This window comes from Streptomyces sp. NPDC093801 (genome assembly GCF_040701585.1).
Taxonomy (GTDB): Bacteria; Actinomycetota; Actinomycetes; order Streptomycetales; family Streptomycetaceae; genus Streptomyces.
The window spans coordinates 120,235-138,745 of sequence record NZ_JBFBDP010000020.1; the positions used below are offsets into that span (position 1 = coordinate 120,235).

The following is an 18,511-nucleotide window of genomic DNA, read 5'->3' on the forward strand; positions in this document are numbered from 1 at the left end:
GACCTGCGGGAGCCTCCGCTGTCCCCTCCATCGTCTGCCGCCCCGCAGCGGGCCGCCTCCCGGCCCCGGCCGGGTGGTCCGCCCCGTGTACGGGACCACGGGGCGGCACGTCGGCGCCTGCCCGGGGGCGGTGCGGGCAAACCCGCCGGAGTAGCGTCGAAGAGGGGTGCAGAGGAGTGTGCGTCATGGGTGACACGCAGCGCGGCGAGAGGCAGGAACGGAGCCGGAGCCCGGAGCAGGAGCGGGCGCGCCGGATCCGCGGGCGGTCGCCGAGTCCCGGGCAGCTGAGGACGGGCGGGCGGCCGCGCACCCCCGACGAGGTCGCGCACGAGCGGGGCCGGGAGGACGCGACGATGCGCGACGTGATGCGGGACCTGCGGGAGGAGGACCTGGACGACATGCGCGACGACCGTTGACGCGCGTTCGCGCGACTGCGGCCCGCGCGGGCGGGTAGGCGCCGGGTTCACAGCGAGGAGACCTTGATGGATCCGCTGACGATGGGCGTGGAAGAGGAGTACCTGCTGGTCGACAAGGTCAGCAGGCGTCCGGCCGACCGGGCGCCCGCCGTGATCGCGGCGGCCGCGGCCGAGCTCGGCGAACAGGTGCAGTCGGAGTTCTTCGCCGCCCAGGTGGAGGTGTGCACCGTGCCGGTCGGCGACACGGCCGGGCTGCGGGCCGAGCTGGCGCGGCTGCGGCGCACCGCCGTGGCGGCCGCCGAGGAGTACGGCTGCCGGCTGGTGGCGACGGGCACCCCGGCGGTGCCGCCCGACCAGCCGCTGGCCGTCACCGACAGCGACCGCTACCGGCGCATGGCCCGGCACTTCGCCTCTCTGGTCGACCCGTACGACGGCCTGGTCTGCGGCTGCCACATCCACCTCGGCACCATGGACCGGGCGACCGCCCTGGACCTGTCCCACCGCATGCGCCCCTGGCTCCCGGTCCTGCAGTCCCTCACCGGGAACTCCCCCTTCGTCCTGGGCCGGGACACCGGCTTCGACAGCTGGCGCCACAAGAAGTTCTCCCGCTGGCCCACCGTCGGCCCGGCCCCCGTGATGCACGAGGCCCAGTACGAGGCGTACGTGGGCTCCCTCGTCGAGCACCGCGTCCTGATGGACCGGCGGATGCTCTACTGGTACGCCCGCCCCTCCGAGCACGTGCCCACGCTGGAGATCCGCGTCGCCGACACCAACGCCGACGTCGACACGGTGGTCCTGGTGACCGCCCTGGTCCGCGGTCTCGCGCAGGGCCTGCTCGCGGAGGCCGAGCACGAGCAGCCGCCCCCGGAGGTGTCCGACCGGCGGTTGCGGGCCGCGCACGAGCTCGCCGCGGCCAACGGGCTGCACGGCTGGGGCCTCGACCCCTTCAGCGGCGAACGGCTCCCCGCCGGCACGCTGGTGGACCGCCTCCTGGCCCTCGCGGCACCGGGACTGGAGGCCGCCGGGGACCTGGCCCTGGTGGAGGAGCTGCTGCGGCGGCTGCGGCACGAGGGCAGCGGAGCGGCGCGGCAGCGCGCCGCGCTGGGCCGGCACGGCCGCCTCACCGAGGTGGTCGACTCGCTCGCGGACATCACCGCCTCCGTGTAGCCGGGTCAGGCGCGGAGGGTGAACACCGCCATCAGCGCGGCCAGGCCGGCGGCCAGCCAGGCGAGGTAGTCCCCCACGTGTCCGGAGTGCAGGCGGCGCAGCGGCACCACCGCGAAGCCGGTGAGGCGGTCGGCGGCGGCCCGTACCGCCGCGGCCGCGGGGCCCTTCAGGGCGGGCCCCCACAGTGCGGCGGCGGCGAGGGCGGCGGCCAGCAGGGCGCCGGCCAGTCCCAGGAGGGCTCCCGGCACCGTCCAGTGCGCCTCGGGTACGGGCGGGAGCGGCGCCGTGTCCGGGCGGCCGGCCACCGCCGCGGCGTAGCCGGCGGGATCGCAGAACCGGGCGGAGGCCCCGGCGACCCGGTCGGCGATCCCGGGCAGCAGGCCGACGGCCAGCGAGGCGGCGAGCAGCAGGGCGGGCACGGCGAGCATCGTGCGCGGCACCCGGCGGCCGGGGTCGCGCACCTCGGGCTCCTCGCCGCCGCCGGTGGTCTCGGGGCCCGCGTGCCGCTGCCGGGGGGCCGTCCCGGCGCCGGCGAACACCCGCAGCGCGGCCCGCAGGACGGCCGCGGCCGTGACGGCGGGGACCAGGAGGAACAGCGGCAGCACCCAGGGGGCCTCGGGGGCCGCGGCGTGCTCGGCGACCGCCTTGCCGAGGCCGGTGCCGAAGGGCGGCAGGCCCGCCAGGGCCAGGGCCCCCGCCACGGTCAGCGCACCGGCCGCCGCGAGGTCGCGGCCGCGGCCGTGCAGCCCGTGCTCGTCGACCGAGCCGAACCGGTCGAGGAGCACGCCGACCAGGGCGAACAGGGCGGCCTTGGCGCCGGCGTGGCCGAGGACGTACAGGGCGGCGCCGGCGGTGCCCTCCGGGGTGAGGAGGGCGGCCGCGCAGAGGAACAGGCCCAGGTGCCCGACGGTGGAGTGGGCGAGCATCCGTTTCAGGTGCCGCTGCTGCCAGCAGAGCACCGCGCCGGTCAGCGCGGTCAGCGCGCCGAGGACGAGGAAGGTGGTGCGGAAGGTCGGCGCGGGGATGCCGCCGGGGCCGGAGCAGACCGTCCAGTAGACGCGCAGCAGCCCGTACAGGCCGAGTTCGACCATCACCCCGGACAGCAGCATGCACACCGGGGAGGGCGCTTCGGCGTGTGCGTCGGGCAGCCAGAAGTGGAAGGGCACGGCGGCCGCCTTGACCAGCATGGCCGTGGCGATCAGCGCGAAGGCGGCCCCGGCGGCGGGTCCGGCCGGCCGCGCGTCGAGTTCCTCGCCGATCCTGGCGAGGGCGAGTTCGCCGGTGAGGGCGTAGAGCAGGCCGATGCCGAGCAGGGCGCAGTACCCGGCGACCGAGCCGGTCAGGGCGAAGGCGAGGGCGCCCTGGAGGGGGCGGGGCTCCTCGACGCGGTAGGCGGTGAGGGCGTACGCGGCGACGGCCATCAGCTCGAAGAAGACGAAGGCGTCGAACAGGTCGCCGGTGAGGGCGAACCCGCACATGCCGGCCTCGAAGAGGAGCAGCAGGGCCGGGAAGGCGCCGCCGTGGCCCCGCTCGGTCTCCGGTTCGTCGAAGTAGCGCCAGGCGTAGGCGAGGGCGGCCAGGACGAGGGCGGCCGCGAGGAGGGCCAGCCCGGCGCCGATCCCGTCGGCGGCGAGGACGATGCCGACGCCGTGGCCGTCGACGGGGGTCCAGCCGGCGACCCAGCCGATGGTCCGGCCGTCGCCGGTGGCGGTCCACAGTACGGCGAGCAGGGCCAGTTGGCCGGTGGCCCAGGCGGTGGCGAGGGCGTCGGCGGCGGTCCTGGGCAGCCAGCGGCCGGGACCGGCGAGCAGGACCGCTCCGAGCAGCGGCCAGACGACGGCGAGCGGCAGCAGGGCGGGGGCGTGCGTCACGGCGGGTACCGGGCCTCAGCCCTTGAGGCCGGTCAGGGCGTCGGGGTCGGCGGTCCCGTGCCGTTTGGCGGTCTGGAGGACGAGGGCGAGCAGCAGGGCGTTGACGGCGGCCCCGACGACGACGTCGGTGAGCGTGAGCGCGTGCGCGACGGGGTCGGCCACCGGGGTTCCGGGCGGGATGTCGGTGAAGTACGGTGCGGTGCCGCCGCGCCGGTAGCCGACGGCGAGCAGCAGGACGTACGTGCTCGACTGGACCACGGTCAGGCAGCCGACGGCGTGCACCGCGTGGCGGCTGGTGACCAGGCCGTGGAGGCCGGCGAGGAGGATCCAGCCGGCTGCGAGGAAGGGCAGCGGGTCGCCCGCGGCGAGGCCGGCCGCCAGGTGGGCCGTGGTCATCCGGTCCCGATCTCCAGGGCCTGGTCGAGGAACGCGGCGACGAGCACCACGAGGGCGCAGCCGACCTCCACCCCGACGGCCGCGTTGAGCAGGGGCACGATGCCGCCGGAGGTGAGCGCGCCCAGCGTGCCGAGGGGCAGGACGTTCTCCAGGTAGGCCGAGCCCCACACCAGGCCGGCCAGTCCGAGGGCGGCGAAGACGCCGGCCGCCATCGCGTCGGAGAGGTCGAGGACGGTCCGGGGCCGGACGGCGCGCAGGACCCGGTAGTCGGCGGCCAGGTAGGCGATGTGCAGTCCGGTGGCGAGGACGACCCCGCCCTGGAAGCCGCCGCCCGGGGTGAGCTGTCCGTGGGCCACCACGTACACGCCGGTGACCAGCGCGACCGGCAGCAGGACGGTGCCGGCCAGCCGGACGGTGGGCGGGACGGGGCCGGGGCGGGGGCTGACGGCGTGCTCGTCGCGGGCCCGGCGCAGGACGAGCACGGCGCCGAGGACCGCGGTGAAGAGGATGAACTCCTCGCCGAGGGTGTCGAATCCGCGCTGGTCGAAGTTGACGGAGGCGACGGCGTTCGCGGTGCGCTGCTCCAGGGCCGTCGGGACGGCCCGGTCGGCGTAGGGGTGGAAGGGGCCGCCGAAGGAGGGGAGCCGCCCGCAGGAGATCGCGTAGCAGAGGGCGATGGCCGCGGCCGCGCACCGGAACAGCAGGGTGCGCGCGGTGCGGCTCACCGGTCCGCGTCCCGGCCGGGTCGCCCGGGGCCGCCGTCCCCGCCGGGGGTCCGGTCGATCCTGCGCATGGTCAGCAGGATCAGCAGCGGGGTGACCACGGAGCCCACGGCGAGCTGCGACAGGGCCACGTCGGGGGCCTGGAGGAAGGTGAAGAGCAGGGCGAGCAGCAGCCCGAGCTGGCCGAGGACGACGGCCTGGCGGACCGGGTCGCGGGTGCGGGCGGCGGCCGTGGCGACGGCGGCGACCAGCAGCACGGTGGCGTCGACGAGGAGCCCGGCGGGGGTCACGGCGGGGAGTCCCGGGGGATGCGGCCTTCCTCCACCGCGGTGGAGCGGGCGACGGCGAGGCTGGTCAGGGTTCCGCCCAGCACCATGAGCGCGCCCACGACCAGCAGCTTCCCCGCCTCCCGGCCGGGCCCGGCGGCCACCGCCAGGGCGAGCGCGCACAGCGGGGCCCCGAGGGAGGAGGCGGGGGACAGGGCGTGGAGCCGGGCGTAGGGGCGGGGCAGTGCCTGGAGGGCGGCCGCGGACAGCAGCAGGACGCCGGTCCCGGCGGCGAGCAGGACGGCTGCGCAGGCCTCGCGGGGCCCCATCGTCACTCCCCTCCCCCGGTCGCGCCGGACCCCGGTGGCGCGGACGGGGCCGAGGGGTCCGGGTCGGCCGCGGGGGCGGGCGGGCGGCCGTCCGGGCGGGCCAGGACGCGGGCGAAGACCAGGACGCCGACGGGTCCCAGCACGGCCAGGACGAGGCCGAGGTCCTCGTAGCCGCTGCGGCCGAAGCCCCGCGCGGCCAGGAGGAGCACGGCGGTGGCCGTGGTCCCCGTCAGGGCGAGGCCGGCCAGCCGCTCCTGCGGGGTGCCGCGGCAGCCGGCCAGCAGGCCGGGCGGCAGGCCGAGGAGCAGCAGGACGGCGGCGGCGCCGAGCCAGACGTTCCACTGCGCGCCCGTGGCCCCGCTCATCCGCGCCCGCCGCTGGTCAGGGCCCGCTCCAGGCGGGTGGGACGGCCGGGCAGGGTGTGGACGAGCGCGGTGGGGCCGGGGGGTGCGAGGTCGACGACGTACAGCCCGGGGGTGGCGGACAGGAGCCCGCAGGCCCAGGCCGCTCCGCTGCCGCGGCGCAGGCGGACGGTGTGGAACCGGCCGGTGGTCCGGTGGCCGCGCAGGGCGCGCACGGTGGCGGCGGCCAGCCGGCCGGTGTCGGTGAGCAGGGCTCCGGGGAACAGGAGCAGGGCGGTCAGGAGCCGGGCGCGGCCGCCGGGGCGGGCGCCGGAGGCGCGCCGTACCGCCCGCGCGGCGACGGCCGCCAGGAGGGCGCCGGCGGCGGCGACGGCCAGTTCGGGCCAGGAGAGGGTGCTGATGAAGAGCACCTGGAGGACGAGTGCGGCCGCCCACCACCCGCACAGTTCCGCCGCCGCGCCCGCGCCCGCCGCCGTACCCGCCACCGTGCCTCCCGTCGTGCGTCCGCGTGTCCGCGGCGCCCCGGTCCGCTCCGCCGAGCCAGGTCTACCGCCCGCCCGTGCGCGGGGCCCCGGGCGGGCGGCGGGCGCGCCGGGCGGCCGCCTCCGCGTCACCGGTACGGAGTAGGAGGGCCCGGTGCGGGCATGCGCCCAAGGGGCCGTCCCCGTGTCACAGTGGAGGCGACGGCTCCGCTACGGGACTGGCCATGGACGAGACTGACAGAACGCTGGAGCAGCTGCTCGCGGGCCTGATGGCGGTCCGCGACGGGAATCTGGACACCCGGCTGCCGGAGGACGCCGGCGGTCTGCCGGGGAACATCGCGGCCGTCTTCAACGGGATGGTCGCGCAGCTGTCCCTGGTGACCACCGAGGTGACCCGGGTGGCGCAGGAGGTCGGCGGCGAGGGCCGGCTCGGCGGCCAGGCGCGGGTGCCGCCCGTCGGCGGGGTGTGGCGCGAGCTCACCGACGGCGTCAACAGCATGGCCGACAACCTGACCTCGCAGGTGCGCAACATCTCGCAGGTGGCCACTGCCGTGGCCAGGGGCGACCTCACGCAGAAGATCAGGGTCGACGCGCGCGGCGAGATCCTGGAGCTGAAGGAGACCATCAACACGATGGTCGAGCGGCTGTCCTCGTTCGCGGAGGAGGTCACCCGGGTGGCCCGCGAGGTCGGCACGGAGGGCAACCTGGGCGGCCAGGCCACCGTCCACGGGGTCTCGGGCACCTGGATGGACCTCACCAACAACGTGAACTCGATGGCGGACAACCTCACCAACCAGGTCCGCAACATCGCCCAGGTCACCACGGCCGTCGCCGAGGGCGACCTCACGCGCAAGATCGACGTGGACGCCCGCGGGGAGATCCTGGAGCTGAAGACGACGATCAACACGATGGTCGACCAGCTGGGCTCGTTCGCGGCCGAGGTGACCCGGGTGGCGCGGGAGGTCGGCAGCCAGGGGCGGCTCGGCGGGCAGGCCGAGGTGGCGGACGTGTCCGGCACCTGGCGCCGCCTCACCGAGAACGTCAACGAGCTCGCGGGCAACCTGACCCGCCAGGTCCGGGCGATCGCCGAGGTCACCAGTGCCGTGGCCCGCGGCGACCTGACCCGGACCGTCACCGTCGAGGCCCCCGGAGAGGTCGGGGCCCTCAAGGACAACATCAACTCCATGGTGGAGTCGTTGCGCGCCACCACCCGCGCCAACGAGGAGAAGGACTGGCTCAAGACCCACCTCGCGCGGATCTCCGGCGGGATCCAGGGGCGGCGCGACCTGACCACGGTGGCCCGGCTGATCATGCGCGAGGTGCCGCCGCTGGTCCACGCGCAGTACGGCTGCTTCTTCCTGGCCCAGGAAGGCGCCGACGGCACCGAAGGCCCCGACGGCACCGAAGGCGCCGACCGGGCCGAGGGCCAGGCCTGCCACCTGGTCGCGATCGCCTCGTACGGGCTGCCCGACGACCCGGCGGCGGCCCCCCGCCGCTTCCGCCTGGGCCAGTCCCTGGTCGGGCAGGCCGCCGCCGACCACCGGGTGGTCGTGGTGGACGAGCTGCCGCCCGGGTACGCGCCGGTCCTCACCGGGACGGGCGCGGCCGACCCCTCCACCCTGATCGTGCTGCCCATCGTCTTCGAGGGGCAGGTGCTCGGGGCCCTGGAGCTCGCGTCCCTGCGCCCGTTCGCCCCGCTGCACCGCGACTTCCTGGAGCAGTTCACCGAGCTCCTGGGCGTCAACGTCAGCTCCCTGACCGCCAACGCCCGCACCGACGAGCTGCTGGAGCGCTCCCAGCTGCTGACGGCCGAGCTGAGCGCCCGGTCCGGGGAGCTCCAGGCCCGCCAGCGCGAACTCCAGCGCAGCAACGCCGAACTCCAGGACAAGGCGGCGCTGCTGGCCGACCGCAACCGGGACATCGAGCGCAAGAACCACCAGATCGAGCAGGCCCGCCAGGAGCTGGAGGAGCGCGCCCGGGAGCTGGCCCGGGCCTCCCTGTACAAGTCGGAGTTCCTGGCCAACATGAGCCACGAGCTGCGGACCCCCCTCAACAGCCTGCTGATCCTCGCCCAGCTCCTCGCCCAGAACCCCCAGGGCAATCTGACGGAGAAGCAGGCGGACTACGCGACCGTCATCCACTCGGCCGGCTCCGACCTGCTCCAGCTCATCAACGACATCCTCGACCTGTCGAAGGTCGAGGCCGGGCGGATGGACGTGCACCCGGAGCCGGTCCCGCTGCAGCGCGTCCTGGACTACGTGGACGTCACCTTCCGGCCCGTCGCGGACGAGCGGGGCCTGGAGTTCACCGTCAGCGGGGCGCCGTCGGCGGGCGAGGGACTGGTCACCGACGAGAGCCGGCTGCGCCAGGTGCTGCGCAACCTGGTCTCGAACGCCCTGAAGTTCACCCGGACCGGCGGGGTGTCCCTGAGCGTCCAGCGCGCCGACGCGCGGGAGGTGCCCGCTTCCCTGCGCGACGCGGGCCCCGTCCTCGCCTTCCGGGTCGTCGACACCGGCATCGGCATCCCCGCCGAGCAGCTGGAGTCCGTCTTCGACGCCTTCCAGCAGGGCGACAGCGGCGCCGACCGGGCGTACGGCGGAACCGGGCTGGGCCTGTCCATCAGCCGCGAGGTCTCCAAGCTGCTCGGCGGGACCATCACCGTGGAGAGCACGACGGGCCGGGGCAGCTGCTTCACCCTCTACCTGCCGGACCACGACGGCAGGGAGCGGGCGCCGCAGGCCCCGGGCGCGGGGGACGAGGAGCAGGACGACACCGCCGGCGCCCCCTCCCTGGCCGCGCCGGTGGACGACGAGGGGCTGCGGGACCGGACGGTGCTGCTGGTCGACGACGACCCGCGCAACGTCTACGCCCTCACGGAGGTGCTCAAGTCGGCGGGTATGCAGGTGCTCACCGCCGACAACGGCGAGGCCGGGATCAGGCTGCTGGCCGCGCACCCGGAGGTCGACCTGGTCGTGATGGACCTGATGATGGCCGGCCTCGACGGCTACGCCACCACCCGGGCCATCCGCGCGATGCCCCGGCTGGCCCGGCTGCCCGTGGTGGTGGTGACCGCGAAGGCGATGCCGGGCGACCGGACGGAGGCCCTGGCCGCGGGGGCGTCCGACTACGTGGTCAAGCCCGTCGCCCCCGACCGGCTGCTCACCGCCCTGCGCACCTGGCTGGCACCCCGCTGAGGGGCCGTCATGGACCTGCCCGAGAGCGGACTCTCCTCGGCCGTCGCCGATCTGACGGCCGAGGTGGCGGCGCTGCACGCCGACCGGGCCCGGCGCAGCCTCGTGGACCTCGCCTGCGGGGTGCTCATGGGCCGGCTGTCCCTGTCCCCCGCCGAGGCGGCCGACCACCTCCTGAGGCTGGCGGTGTCGACCGGGCTGAGCGCCGCCGACCTCGCGGCGGACATCGTCAACGCGGCCGCCGGCCCGGACGCCGGCCGCGGCGCGGGGCCGGATCCCGGGGCGCTTCCGGCGCCGGAGGCGCGGCGGGTCCGCCGGGGCACCACGGCCGTGCTGACCTCGGACACCGCCGACGCCGCGGCGTCGGCGCTGCTGGAGGGTGGTCTGCGGCGGCTCGGGGCCGAATCCGTGTACCTGTGGCGGCGGACGGAGACCGACTGCCTGGAGCTGGCCGGGCAGGCCGGGGCGAGCCCGCTGGAGGCCGGCCACTGGCGCTGGGTCCCTCCCGAGACGGGCGGGCCGCTGCACCGCACGCTCGCGGTCGGCCTGCCCGCGTGGTTCCCCGACGGCCCCGGGGCGGAGGGCCGGCTGCCCGGTCCGGTACCCGAGGCGGCCCGGGGGCTGGTCCCCCTGGAGCGCGCCGGGCGGACCGTGGGTCTGGCGCTGGCCGTCTGGCCCGGCGCCCGCACCCTGGAGGGCACCGTACGCGCCACGGTCACCGCCCTGTGCCGCCCGGCCGGGCAGGTCGTGGACCGCGGCGGCTGCGGTCCGGGGCCGGTGCCCCGGCTGACCACCGTCCTCGCCGAGCTCGTGCTGCCCGCGATGGTCGTCGGCGTGGCGGTCCCGGAGGGGGACCGGCCGGCCGCCGGCTTCGGACGGGCCCACCGCGTGGAGTACGTCAACCCCGCGGCGGTGCGCGCCCTCCGCCCCGTCCCGGCGCCCGTCGGGCGGCCCGTCGCCCAGCTCTTCCCCGCCGTCCACGAGGAGCTGGTCGGCCTGATCGCGCGGGCCGGCGCCACCGGTGCCCCGCAGTACGCCCCCGCCCTGCCGGACGCGCGCTCGAACGCGCGCCCGCAGCCCGGGGAGGCGGCGGCACCCGCGATGGCCGAGGTCCGCGTGCTGCCCCTGGGCGGCGGGCGCGCCGCGGTGCTGTGGCGGGCCGACGACCGGCGCGGCGCACCGGTGACCCGGGCGCTGGCACGGCTGGACCAGCTGGCCGTCTTCGAGGAGGACCTCGTCGCGGGCACCACCGTGTGGAGCGCGCACGCGTACCCGGTGTTCGGCCTGCACCCCGAGGACCCGGCCCTGCCGCTGCGGGCCCTGGGGCCGCGGCTGCACGCGGAGGACGCGGCACGGCTGGACGGCCTGCTGGCCTCGCTCACCGACCGGCACGAGGGCGGGCAGGTCCTGGTCCGGGTGGCGCGGCCGGGCGGCGGGGTGCGCCGGGTCCGCGTGGCGGCCGAGCCGGTGCTCACGGGCAGCGCGCTGACCGGGCTCGTCGGCGTGTTCCAGGACGTCTCGGCGCAGCACCACACGGAGGTCGCGCTCACCGCGACGTACGACCAGCTGTCCGCCGCCCGGACCGAGGCCGAGCTGCGCGACCACCTGGTGCTGGGGCTCCAGCACGCCATCGTGCCGGAGGCGCCGTCGCTGGAGACCCCGCCCGGGCTGCGGGTGGCGGCCCGCTACCGGCCCGCGGCCGTGGAGTACCGGGTGGGCGGCGACTGGTACGACGTGCAGTCGCTCCCCGGCGGGAAGGTGCTGGTCACGGTGGGGGACATCGCCGGGCACGGCATCGGGTCGGCCACCGCCATGATCGCCCTGCGCGGGGCGCTGCACGGTCTGGCCTTCACGGGCAACCCCCCGGGGCGGCTGATGGAGTGGCTCAACGAGGTGGCGCTGAGCACGCCCGGCCAGCCCACGGCGACGGCGGTGTGCGCCCTGTTCGACCCCGCCGACCGCTCGCTGTGCTGGTCGGGGGCCGGTCACCCCCCGGTGCTGCTGCTGCGCGGCGGGCGCGCCCGCTTCCTCGAGGGCGCGCACAACGTGCTGCTCGGCGCGCTGCCGGGGGCCGGCTACTCCGACACGGCCACCGAGCTGCGCTCAGGGGACACCCTGCTGCTGTACACGGACGGCTTCATCGAGCGCCGGCACGTCGGGCTGGACGAGAGCCTGGAGGCCCTGCGCCGGGCGGCCGAGCGGCTGCGGCCCGGCCCGGCGGAGGAGCTCGCGGACCGCCTGATGGCGGCGGTCCTCGGGGACACGGAAGACGACACCAGCCTGGTGGTGGTGCGGGTCGCCTGAGCCACCCCCAGAACAAAAAGGGTCATAACCCATGGAACGGGTATCAATGACTTGACAGTCGCCACGGGCCGGAGGTCCGTTCCATGACCCGAATCCAGCAGACCCGCACCCTCTCCACCCGCCGTACCGCCCCGCCGCAGGGGCCCCCGGGGATTCCCGCGGAGCCCGTGGCGGACCTCCTCGCCGAGCCCCTCAAGGCCAGCACCGCCGACGCCCGGACCCTCTCGCGGGACCTGTTCCGCCGGCTGGGGGCCCTGGAGGAGGGCACGCCCGAGTACGCGTACGTGCGCAACACCCTCGTCGAGCTGAACCTCAGCCTCGTGAAGTACGCCGCCCGCCGCTTCCGCGGCCGCAGCGAGCCGTTCGAGGACATCGTGCAGGTCGGCACGATCGGCCTGATCAAGGCCATCAACCGGTACGACGTGACCCGCGGGGTGGAGTTCACCACCTTCGCGCTGCCCACCGTCACCGGCGAGATCAAGCGCTTCTTCCGCGACACCAGCTGGGCCGTGAAGGTGCCGCGCCGCCTCCAGGAACTCCGCCTGAACCTGGCCAAGGCCTCCGACGAGCTGGAGCAGGACCTGGGCCGGGCCGCCACCGACGCCGAGCTGGCCGACCGGCTCGGGCTGACCGAGGCCGAGCTGGCGGAGGGACGCCGGGCCGCCCGGGTGTACGCCTCGCGCTCCCTCGACGCGCCGGCCCAGGAGGACGGCGACTCCGGCACCGCGCAGCGCCCGCTGGGCGAGGAGGAGCCGGTCTACGAGCGCATCGAATGCATGGAGTCCCTCAAGCCGCTGCTGGCCGAGCTGCCCGAGCGGGACCGGGAGATCCTGTCCCTGCGCTTCGGCCAGGAGCTCACGCAGTCGCAGATCGGCGAGCGCCTCGGCATCTCGCAGATGCACGTGTCCCGGCTGCTCACCCGGACCCTCGCGGCCCTGCGGACGGGCCTGCTGACGGACGACCCGCCCCCGGAGCCGGAACCCGCCGCTCAGACCAGCTCGGGCTGCACCTCGCGCCGCGGCTGCGGCACGGTCGCCGGCGGGGCCTCGCGGTCCCAGAGCCCGGTGGTCCGTACGTAGCCGTAGACCACCGAGGCCGTCGCCAGCACGAGCAGCGGCCCGCACAGCCACGGCAGCGCGGCCAGCTCCTGCGACAGGAAGCGGTAGGAGAGCAGCAGCGCGGTGAAGACGGCCGCGCCGTAGCCCGCCAGCAGCATCCCCCGCCGGTCCCGGCCGCGGTCGTAGGTGCGCAGCGCCGTCTCGATCGTGACCGTGAAGACCACGCCGGCGAGGATGTCCGCGCCGTAGTGGTAGCCGAAGCCCAGCGTGGCTCCGAGGGTGGCGAGCAGCCAGAAGGCCCCGAGCCAGCGCAGCGCCCGCGGGCCCTTCCGGGAGTGGATGAAGATCGCGGTGGCCCACGCCGTGTGCAGGCTCGGCATGCAGTTGCGCGGCGTGAACCCGTCGAAGGGCATCGCCTGCGGGGTGCCGAGCGGCGCAGGGGTGTTCGGCCAGAGCTCCGCGAGGGCCCACCGGCCGCCGTCGGCGCCGTAGGCGAAGATCGGCCCGACCACCGGGAAGACCATGTAGATGCCCGGTCCGAGCAGTCCGATCACCAGGAAGGTGCGCACCAGGTGGTGGACCGGGAACCGGCGCTCGGCGGCCACGTTGCGCAACTGGTACAGGGCGACGACGACCGCGCCCACCGCGAGCTGGATGTAGACCCATTCCAGGACGTGGGCGCCGACCGTGCCGGTGGCCTCCACGATCCTGCCGGCCACCCACGACGGGTTGCCGAGCGCGTGGTCGGCGGTCGCCACGTACTGGTCGAGCACCATCGGACGGGTCGTCGCGGTGATGTCGAGCCAGGTGTAGCCGGTCTTGCGGCCCGCGACCAGCAGCAGGGCGAGCCCGACGCCCTTCAGCAGCAGGACCCGCTCCCGGCCGGTGCGGCGCGTGACGGCGACGACGGCGCAGGCCAGGGTGACGATCAGCGCGCCGTTGCCGAACATCGTCGGGACGCCGGCCGCCCAGCGCCCGAGCCAGAAGAGCAGGTCGATGCCGACCGCGGCCCCGACGGCGATGAACCGCTGGCGCCAGGTCAGCGCCACGAGCATCAGCGTCATGGCTGCGTAGAGCACCGTCCCCGAGCGGGGCGGGAAGAACACCTCGCGCGCCTGGGTGGTGATCGGGCCCGGCGTGCCGTAATGGCGCGAGGCGATCTCCAGGGCGACGAGGAACCCCAGGCCCACCGCGGCGGCGGCAGCCCACAGCACCACCCGGGTCCGGCTCCGGGGCTCCTGCCCGTCTCCCCCGTCTGTTCCTGAAACCGCTCGCGATATCGCAGGTATCAATTCTTCAGCCGATGTTCATGTTTCAACTTGGTCATGGTCGGTCCGAACATGCTAGTCCCCCGAACGGCGGCGACGGCGCCGGTAGTGCCACAGGCCGCCGGTCAGGAGGGCCGCGGCGACCACCACGAGGGCCGCCACCGGCCAGGTGCTCCCGGCCATCCGGAGGTTGCCGAGGTCGACGGCGGCCACCAGGAACACCGGCACCACCACGAACACCAGGGCCCGGGCGACGGCGGCCAGCATGCCGGGCTCCAGACGGGAGCCGGTGCCGCGCTGCCGCGGCGGCGGCGCGTCGCTGAGGTAGTACGCCGCGGCCCGGGCGAGGACCTGGCGGGTCGCCCTGCGGTAGGAGACCGCCATGTAGGGCAGCCACACCAGCGGGACCACCGTGCCCACCAGGAACGTCATCCCCAGGAGGGCCCAGCGGCCCACCAGGCCGAGCCGCTCGCGGGCGGTCGGACGGCCGTCCCGGGGGCGGGGCGGCATCAGACCGAGGAGCTTGGCCATGCGCAGGGTCAGGGCGGTCAGGGTCGCGAACCTGCGGTGCCGCGGGAGGCCCCCGGGCGGCTCCGGCGGCCCGGGGGCCTCGCCTCCCCGCCCGGCCAGGGCCCCCTCGGCGGTGTCCTCGTCCGGATAGACCCCCTGCAGGACCAGGAGCTCGGCGGCCCGCCGCGGCGCCGTCGGATCGCGCCCGGCCAGCGCCGCCAGCTCCAGCGTCGTGCGAGCCTGGCTCAGCAGCGCCGCGCAGAACGCGACGGGGATGAAGAGGAGGAACGGGCCGCCGACGAAGGCCCCCTCGGTGACCGTCCTGCGGATGCCGCGGGCGACCGCCTCGGCGCCGAGCGCGCCCGCGTCCGCGTCGGGCCGCTCGGCGCGCAGCCGGGCCGCGCTCCGTGCGGCACGCGGTCCGGCGTGCCGCAGCGCGAAGCCGGCGAGCAGTTCGGGCATCCGGTCCGGCCTGCGCGCGATCGCGCGCAGGAGGACCTCGGGCGCCCCCTCGGGGGTGGCCGCCATACCGCGCCTCCTCGGCGCCGTCGGGGTCGGGGGGAGGCGGGGTCAGTGGGAGGCGAGGACCTTCGTCTTGGCCCGCTCGTACTCGGCGGGGGTCAGGTCGCCGTGGTCGCGCAGGGCGGCCAGCTTGGACAGCTCGTCGCCCGTCGACACCGGCCCGGCCGCGGTCTCCTGGACGTACGACCGGAAGGCCTGCTCCTGCGCGCGCAGCTGCCGTACGTCGCGTTCGCCCATCCCGCGGCCGCGGGCGATGAGGTACACGAAGCAGCCCAGGAAGGGCAGGACGCAGACGAAGACGGTCCATCCGGCCTTGCCCCAGCCGCCGAGTTCGTCGTCCCGGAAGATGTCACTGATGATCTTGAAGAGCAGGATGAACCACAGGATCCACAGGAAGAAGTAGAGCATCGTGAGGAACCCGTCGAGGAGCGTGTAGTCGTCCATCGTTCGCCTCCGTCGGACCGCCGCCCCGGTGTCCGGGGCGGCGTCTGCTTGACCCGTTCCACGCTCCCCCCTCCGTCGGCCGTCCGCATCACCCGCCACGGGTGGGGCGGCCGGCCTCCCGGCCGGGGCGCGCCCCGTCGCCCGGGGCGGCCGCGAGGACGCCGAGCAGGGCCAGGACGAGGACCACGATCCCGAAGACGACGGCCACGACGGCGGGCGTCGGATGGTTCCAGAGCAGCAGGGTCAGCGCTCCGGCCCCGATCACCACGCCGGTCGTCCACGGCCGGTGCCCGTCCAGCCAGTGCCCCGTGGAACCGGTCCGCACGCCGAGCCGCTCCAGGTAGCGGCCTCCGGCGCCGGTGGCGCGGCCCGCCTCGGTGCGCACCACGCGGGCGCCGCGCCCCGGCCCGTACAGGTACGCGGCCAGCAGGGTGACCACGGCGACGACGATGAGCGTGCGGGCGCTCTCCCGCAGGAAGCGCACCATCGTGTCGTAGATGACGGCGGCGGCGTCGGGCGGCAGGGTCTGCGGCGGCACCGAGTCCAGGTAGATCCGCCGGGCCACGGCCAGGGCGACGAGCAGCACGCCCATCATCACGCCCACGCCGACGGCGGTGGCCATCAGCCACACGCGGTGGGCGGGGGCGCACCAGATGGCGAGGGCCGCCAGGGCGAGGGCCACCACGGGCAGCCAGACGCCCACGACGTTCAGCAGCCGCATGGCGTCCTGGGCCTTGTTCAGCTTGTCGACCTTGAGCAGCGGGATCTGCTTGTCCACCTCGGGGATCGCCGACGCCTTCTCGAACCCGGCGTCGGTGAGCCGCTGCTTGAGCTGGTCGGTGAGGGTGCCGAGGTCGAGGACGATCGTGTCGCCCTTGGACGCGACGGCGCTGGAGCCCTCGCCGGTCAGCACGTTGACCACGGCGGCCTGGGCCCGCCGGTTGGCCTCGGTCCAGACGGTCTCGAACTGGTCGCTCGCCACCACCTTGGCCACCACGGCGTGGACCGCCGAGGTAATGGCGCTCTTCAGGGGCCCCTCCAGGGCCTGCGACTTCTCCACGACCAGGGGCGGCGCGTCGGCCTGCTTCAGGGCCCGCCCCAGGGCTTCGGTGATCGCCTTGACGTCGACGTTGGCCACCACGCGGGCGGTCAGCTTGTCGTTGACCGCGTTCTGCACGGCGGGCTCGTCGGCGAGGGGGGCCACCGTCTGCACGTACCGGTCGGTGTCGGTGATCGTGTCGTCCACCCAGGCGGACACCACGGCGACGGGCGACAGCAGGAGCGCGAGCAGCAGCAGGACCGAGGCACCCGCGTAGCGCAGGCGCCGGTGGCGCACCGAGGCGGCCTTGCGCAGCCGCTCGTACTCCGCGTGCTCCTCCGCGCTGAGCGGCGGGGGGTGCGGCCCTTCGGGGCCGGAGGGGACCGGGGCAGTCGGGTCCATGTTCGTCCTCCCAGTTCTCGGTGCCCGCCGCCGCGGTCCGCGGGCGGTCGGTCAGCCCTCGGCCGTGGCTACGCGGCCGGTTCGGGCGGCTTCGAGGAACGCGTCGTAGTCGCGCAGGTTCTGTTCGGCGTACGCCTCGGCGTAGGCGGCGACCGCCCGGTCGAAGGTGTCGGCCATGCCGAGGTAGCCGGCGATGGCGACGGGGTCGCCGGACCGGGCGTGGCCCCGGGCGAGGGAGAAGCCGCAGGCCCGGGCGAACAGGCTGAGGCCCTCCGGGCGCAGCGTCTCGGCGGGGATGGAGCCCTTCCAGTCGAGCAGCTGGCGGACGTAGAAGTCGCGCTCCGCGCCGTCGATGCCGGTGACCCGCATCCACCCGAGGAAGATGTCGCTGGCGGCCTGCATCAGCCGCTGTCCCGTCACCACGCGCCGTCCCTGGTTCCCGTAGTCCGCGGGCGCGGTGTAGGGGGCGAGGACGGAGTCCTGGGCCTCCTTCGCCTGGAGCAGGAGCGGGTCGTCCTCGTCCCGGCCGGTCAGCAGGACGATCCAGCAGCGGGTGCCGACGCTGCCGACGCCGACGACCTTGCGGGCGACGTCGACCGGGCGGAACCGGGCGAGCAGGGTGCGCCGTTCGGGGGCCAGGCTCTGGGCGTACCCCTCGACGAGCCCGTGCACGGCGGTGCCCTGGTCCGTGCGGCCGCCTTCGCCCAGCAGGTGGGACAGGGGCACGATCAGGGGCGGGGCGGGGACGATGCGCAGCTCCCCGCCGACGCGGTGGGTGAGTTTGGCGAGGGCCTGGAGGTGGTCCCGGCCGCGGGCCTTGGCCAGTGTCCGGTCCGTGCGGCGCAGCACGCGGTCGCCGCCCTGCGCGGCGATCAGGCGGAGCTCCTCGGAGTCGTCCTGGGCGTACCAGATGTCCAGGACGCGCATCTCGGCGAGGCGCCGCATCCGGCGCCGGTAAGCCGAGACGGCCTCGGCCACGACGGCGGCCCGGTCCTGGGGGGTGAACCCGTTCTCGCGGCCGGCGACGGCGAGGCTCGCCGCGAGCCGTTTGACGTCCCATTCGAAGGGACCGGGGTAGGTCTCGTCGAAGTCGTTGACGTCGAAGACGAGGGAGCGCTCGGGCGAGGCGAAGAGCCCGAAGTTCATGACGTGCGCGTCCCCGCACAGTTGCACGGTGAGGTCCGTGTGGGGGGCCCGACCGAGGTCCGCGGCCATGACGGCGGCGGCGCCCCGGTAGAAGTGGAAGGGCGACTTCAGCATGCGTCCGTGCCGGATGGGCACCAGTTCCGGCACCCGGGACGCGGCCTGCGCCAGCAGGACCTCGACGGGGTCCGGCCGGTCGGGCCCCGGGTCGAACCAGGCCTGCCCGGACCGCGGTACGGCCGCCCGCGCCCGCTTGCCGCGCTCGGCGCGTTCGGCCGGTGTGGGGGCGTCGCCCGGGGCGACTGGGAACGTGGTCACGGTGCTCCCGCCTCCTGCCTGCGTGGGTCCTGGGCGGCGCTGCCCGGTCAGTCGGGCAGGCGCCGCATCTCCTCGACGTGCAGTCCCAGGTCCCGGAACCGTCCGAGCAGGCCGTAGAGGTGTGCCTCGTCCGTCACGGTGCCGAAGAAGAGGGTCTGACGGGCCGCCGGGAACTCCCGGAGCTCCGGGAAGGCATGGGAGACCGGCTCGGATACGCGGCCCGTGATCCGAAATTCGTAGCGCATGGGCAGCCGTCCCTCTCTCCCAGTCGCCGCAGCCCGGTCGGGCCCGCCACGTCCAT

At 75.5% G+C, this 18,511-nt stretch carries 18 protein-coding genes; 5 read left to right on the top strand and 13 right to left on the bottom strand.

What is annotated here, in order from left to right:
* Nucleotides 1–185 precede the first annotated feature (185 nt).
* Both AB0469_RS23670 and AB0469_RS23675 read left to right on the top strand, forming a co-directional pair.
* A complete protein-coding gene (locus AB0469_RS23670; RefSeq protein ID WP_366453423.1) occupies nucleotides 186–416 on the top strand; it encodes a hypothetical protein in 231 nt (76 codons plus the stop codon).
* A 66-nt stretch (nucleotides 417–482) separates the two neighbouring features.
* Complete coding sequence (locus AB0469_RS23675) at nucleotides 483–1,583, top strand: glutamate--cysteine ligase (RefSeq protein ID WP_366453424.1); 1,101 nt, start codon at nucleotides 483–485, stop codon at nucleotides 1,581–1,583.
* 5 nt (nucleotides 1,584–1,588) lie between these two features.
* Here the strand turns inward: AB0469_RS23675 and AB0469_RS23680 are convergent, their stop codons facing one another.
* The 7 genes from AB0469_RS23680 to AB0469_RS23710 are packed head-to-tail and all read right to left on the bottom strand — an operon-like array spanning nucleotide 1,589 to nucleotide 6,014.
* Nucleotides 1,589–3,454, bottom strand: a complete 1,866-nt coding sequence (locus AB0469_RS23680) for a complex I subunit 5 family protein (protein ID WP_366453426.1) — start codon at nucleotides 3,452–3,454, stop codon at nucleotides 1,589–1,591.
* Between the two features lie 15 nt (nucleotides 3,455–3,469).
* The gene (locus AB0469_RS23685) at nucleotides 3,470–3,850 is read right to left on the bottom strand and encodes an NADH-quinone oxidoreductase subunit K (RefSeq protein ID WP_366453427.1); all 381 of its coding nucleotides are present in this window, start codon (nucleotides 3,848–3,850) and stop codon (nucleotides 3,470–3,472) included.
* Nucleotides 3,847–4,554 (bottom strand): MnhB domain-containing protein, encoded by a 708-nt coding sequence (locus AB0469_RS23690; protein ID WP_366453487.1) that lies wholly within the window; start codon nucleotides 4,552–4,554, stop codon nucleotides 3,847–3,849. The genes AB0469_RS23685 and AB0469_RS23690 overlap by 4 nt, the downstream gene beginning before the upstream one ends.
* A gap of 17 nt (nucleotides 4,555–4,571) precedes the next feature.
* Nucleotides 4,572–4,862 carry a DUF4040 domain-containing protein gene (locus AB0469_RS23695; protein ID WP_366453428.1) on the bottom strand — a complete coding sequence of 97 codons (291 nt, stop codon included), beginning with the start codon at nucleotides 4,860–4,862 and terminating at the stop codon, nucleotides 4,572–4,574.
* The gene (locus AB0469_RS23700) at nucleotides 4,859–5,167 is read right to left on the bottom strand and encodes a monovalent cation/H(+) antiporter subunit G (protein ID WP_366453429.1); all 309 of its coding nucleotides are present in this window, start codon (nucleotides 5,165–5,167) and stop codon (nucleotides 4,859–4,861) included. The genes AB0469_RS23695 and AB0469_RS23700 overlap by 4 nt, the downstream gene beginning before the upstream one ends.
* A 2-nt stretch (nucleotides 5,168–5,169) precedes the next feature.
* Nucleotides 5,170–5,532, bottom strand: coding sequence for an MrpF/PhaF family protein (locus AB0469_RS23705; protein ID WP_366453430.1), 363 nt, complete (start codon nucleotides 5,530–5,532; stop codon nucleotides 5,170–5,172).
* A complete protein-coding gene (locus AB0469_RS23710; protein ID WP_366453431.1) occupies nucleotides 5,529–6,014 on the bottom strand; it encodes a hypothetical protein in 486 nt (161 codons plus the stop codon). The genes AB0469_RS23705 and AB0469_RS23710 overlap by 4 nt, the downstream gene beginning before the upstream one ends.
* A 221-nt stretch (nucleotides 6,015–6,235) precedes the next feature.
* Between AB0469_RS23710 and AB0469_RS23715 the strand changes: the two genes are divergently transcribed.
* From AB0469_RS23715 to AB0469_RS23725, 3 genes are all read left to right on the top strand, one after another.
* On the top strand, nucleotides 6,236–9,205 hold the full coding sequence (locus AB0469_RS23715; protein WP_366453432.1) for a HAMP domain-containing protein: 2,970 nt from the start codon (nucleotides 6,236–6,238) through the stop codon (nucleotides 9,203–9,205).
* A gap of 9 nt (nucleotides 9,206–9,214) precedes the next feature.
* Nucleotides 9,215–11,506, top strand: coding sequence for a SpoIIE family protein phosphatase (locus tag AB0469_RS23720; protein ID WP_366453433.1), 2,292 nt, complete (start codon nucleotides 9,215–9,217; stop codon nucleotides 11,504–11,506).
* A gap of 83 nt (nucleotides 11,507–11,589) precedes the next feature.
* Entirely contained in the window at nucleotides 11,590–12,585 is a 996-nt protein-coding gene (locus AB0469_RS23725) for a SigB/SigF/SigG family RNA polymerase sigma factor (RefSeq protein ID WP_366453435.1), read from the top strand.
* On the opposite strand, the gene AB0469_RS23730 is transcribed toward AB0469_RS23725, so the two are convergent.
* The 6 genes from AB0469_RS23730 to AB0469_RS23755 form a co-directional block, all read right to left on the bottom strand.
* Nucleotides 12,495–13,781, bottom strand: a complete 1,287-nt coding sequence (locus AB0469_RS23730; RefSeq protein WP_366453436.1) for a phosphatase PAP2 family protein — start codon at nucleotides 13,779–13,781, stop codon at nucleotides 12,495–12,497. The genes AB0469_RS23725 and AB0469_RS23730 overlap by 91 nt on opposite strands.
* Before the next feature lie 126 nt (nucleotides 13,782–13,907).
* Nucleotides 13,908–14,870, bottom strand: coding sequence for a hypothetical protein (locus AB0469_RS23735; protein WP_366453437.1), 963 nt, complete (start codon nucleotides 14,868–14,870; stop codon nucleotides 13,908–13,910).
* 42 nt (nucleotides 14,871–14,912) lie between these two features.
* Complete coding sequence (locus AB0469_RS23740; protein WP_366453438.1) at nucleotides 14,913–15,308, bottom strand: SHOCT domain-containing protein; 396 nt, start codon at nucleotides 15,306–15,308, stop codon at nucleotides 14,913–14,915.
* A gap of 88 nt (nucleotides 15,309–15,396) precedes the next feature.
* Nucleotides 15,397–16,749, bottom strand: coding sequence for a hypothetical protein (locus AB0469_RS23745; RefSeq protein ID WP_366453439.1), 1,353 nt, complete (start codon nucleotides 16,747–16,749; stop codon nucleotides 15,397–15,399).
* 51 nt (nucleotides 16,750–16,800) lie between these two features.
* Entirely contained in the window at nucleotides 16,801–18,210 is a 1,410-nt protein-coding gene (locus tag AB0469_RS23750; RefSeq protein ID WP_366453440.1) for a DUF2252 domain-containing protein, read from the bottom strand.
* Nucleotides 18,211–18,257: 47 nt separating this feature from the next.
* Complete coding sequence (locus tag AB0469_RS23755) at nucleotides 18,258–18,455, bottom strand: hypothetical protein (protein ID WP_045950669.1); 198 nt, start codon at nucleotides 18,453–18,455, stop codon at nucleotides 18,258–18,260.
* Nucleotides 18,456–18,511 lie beyond the last annotated feature (56 nt).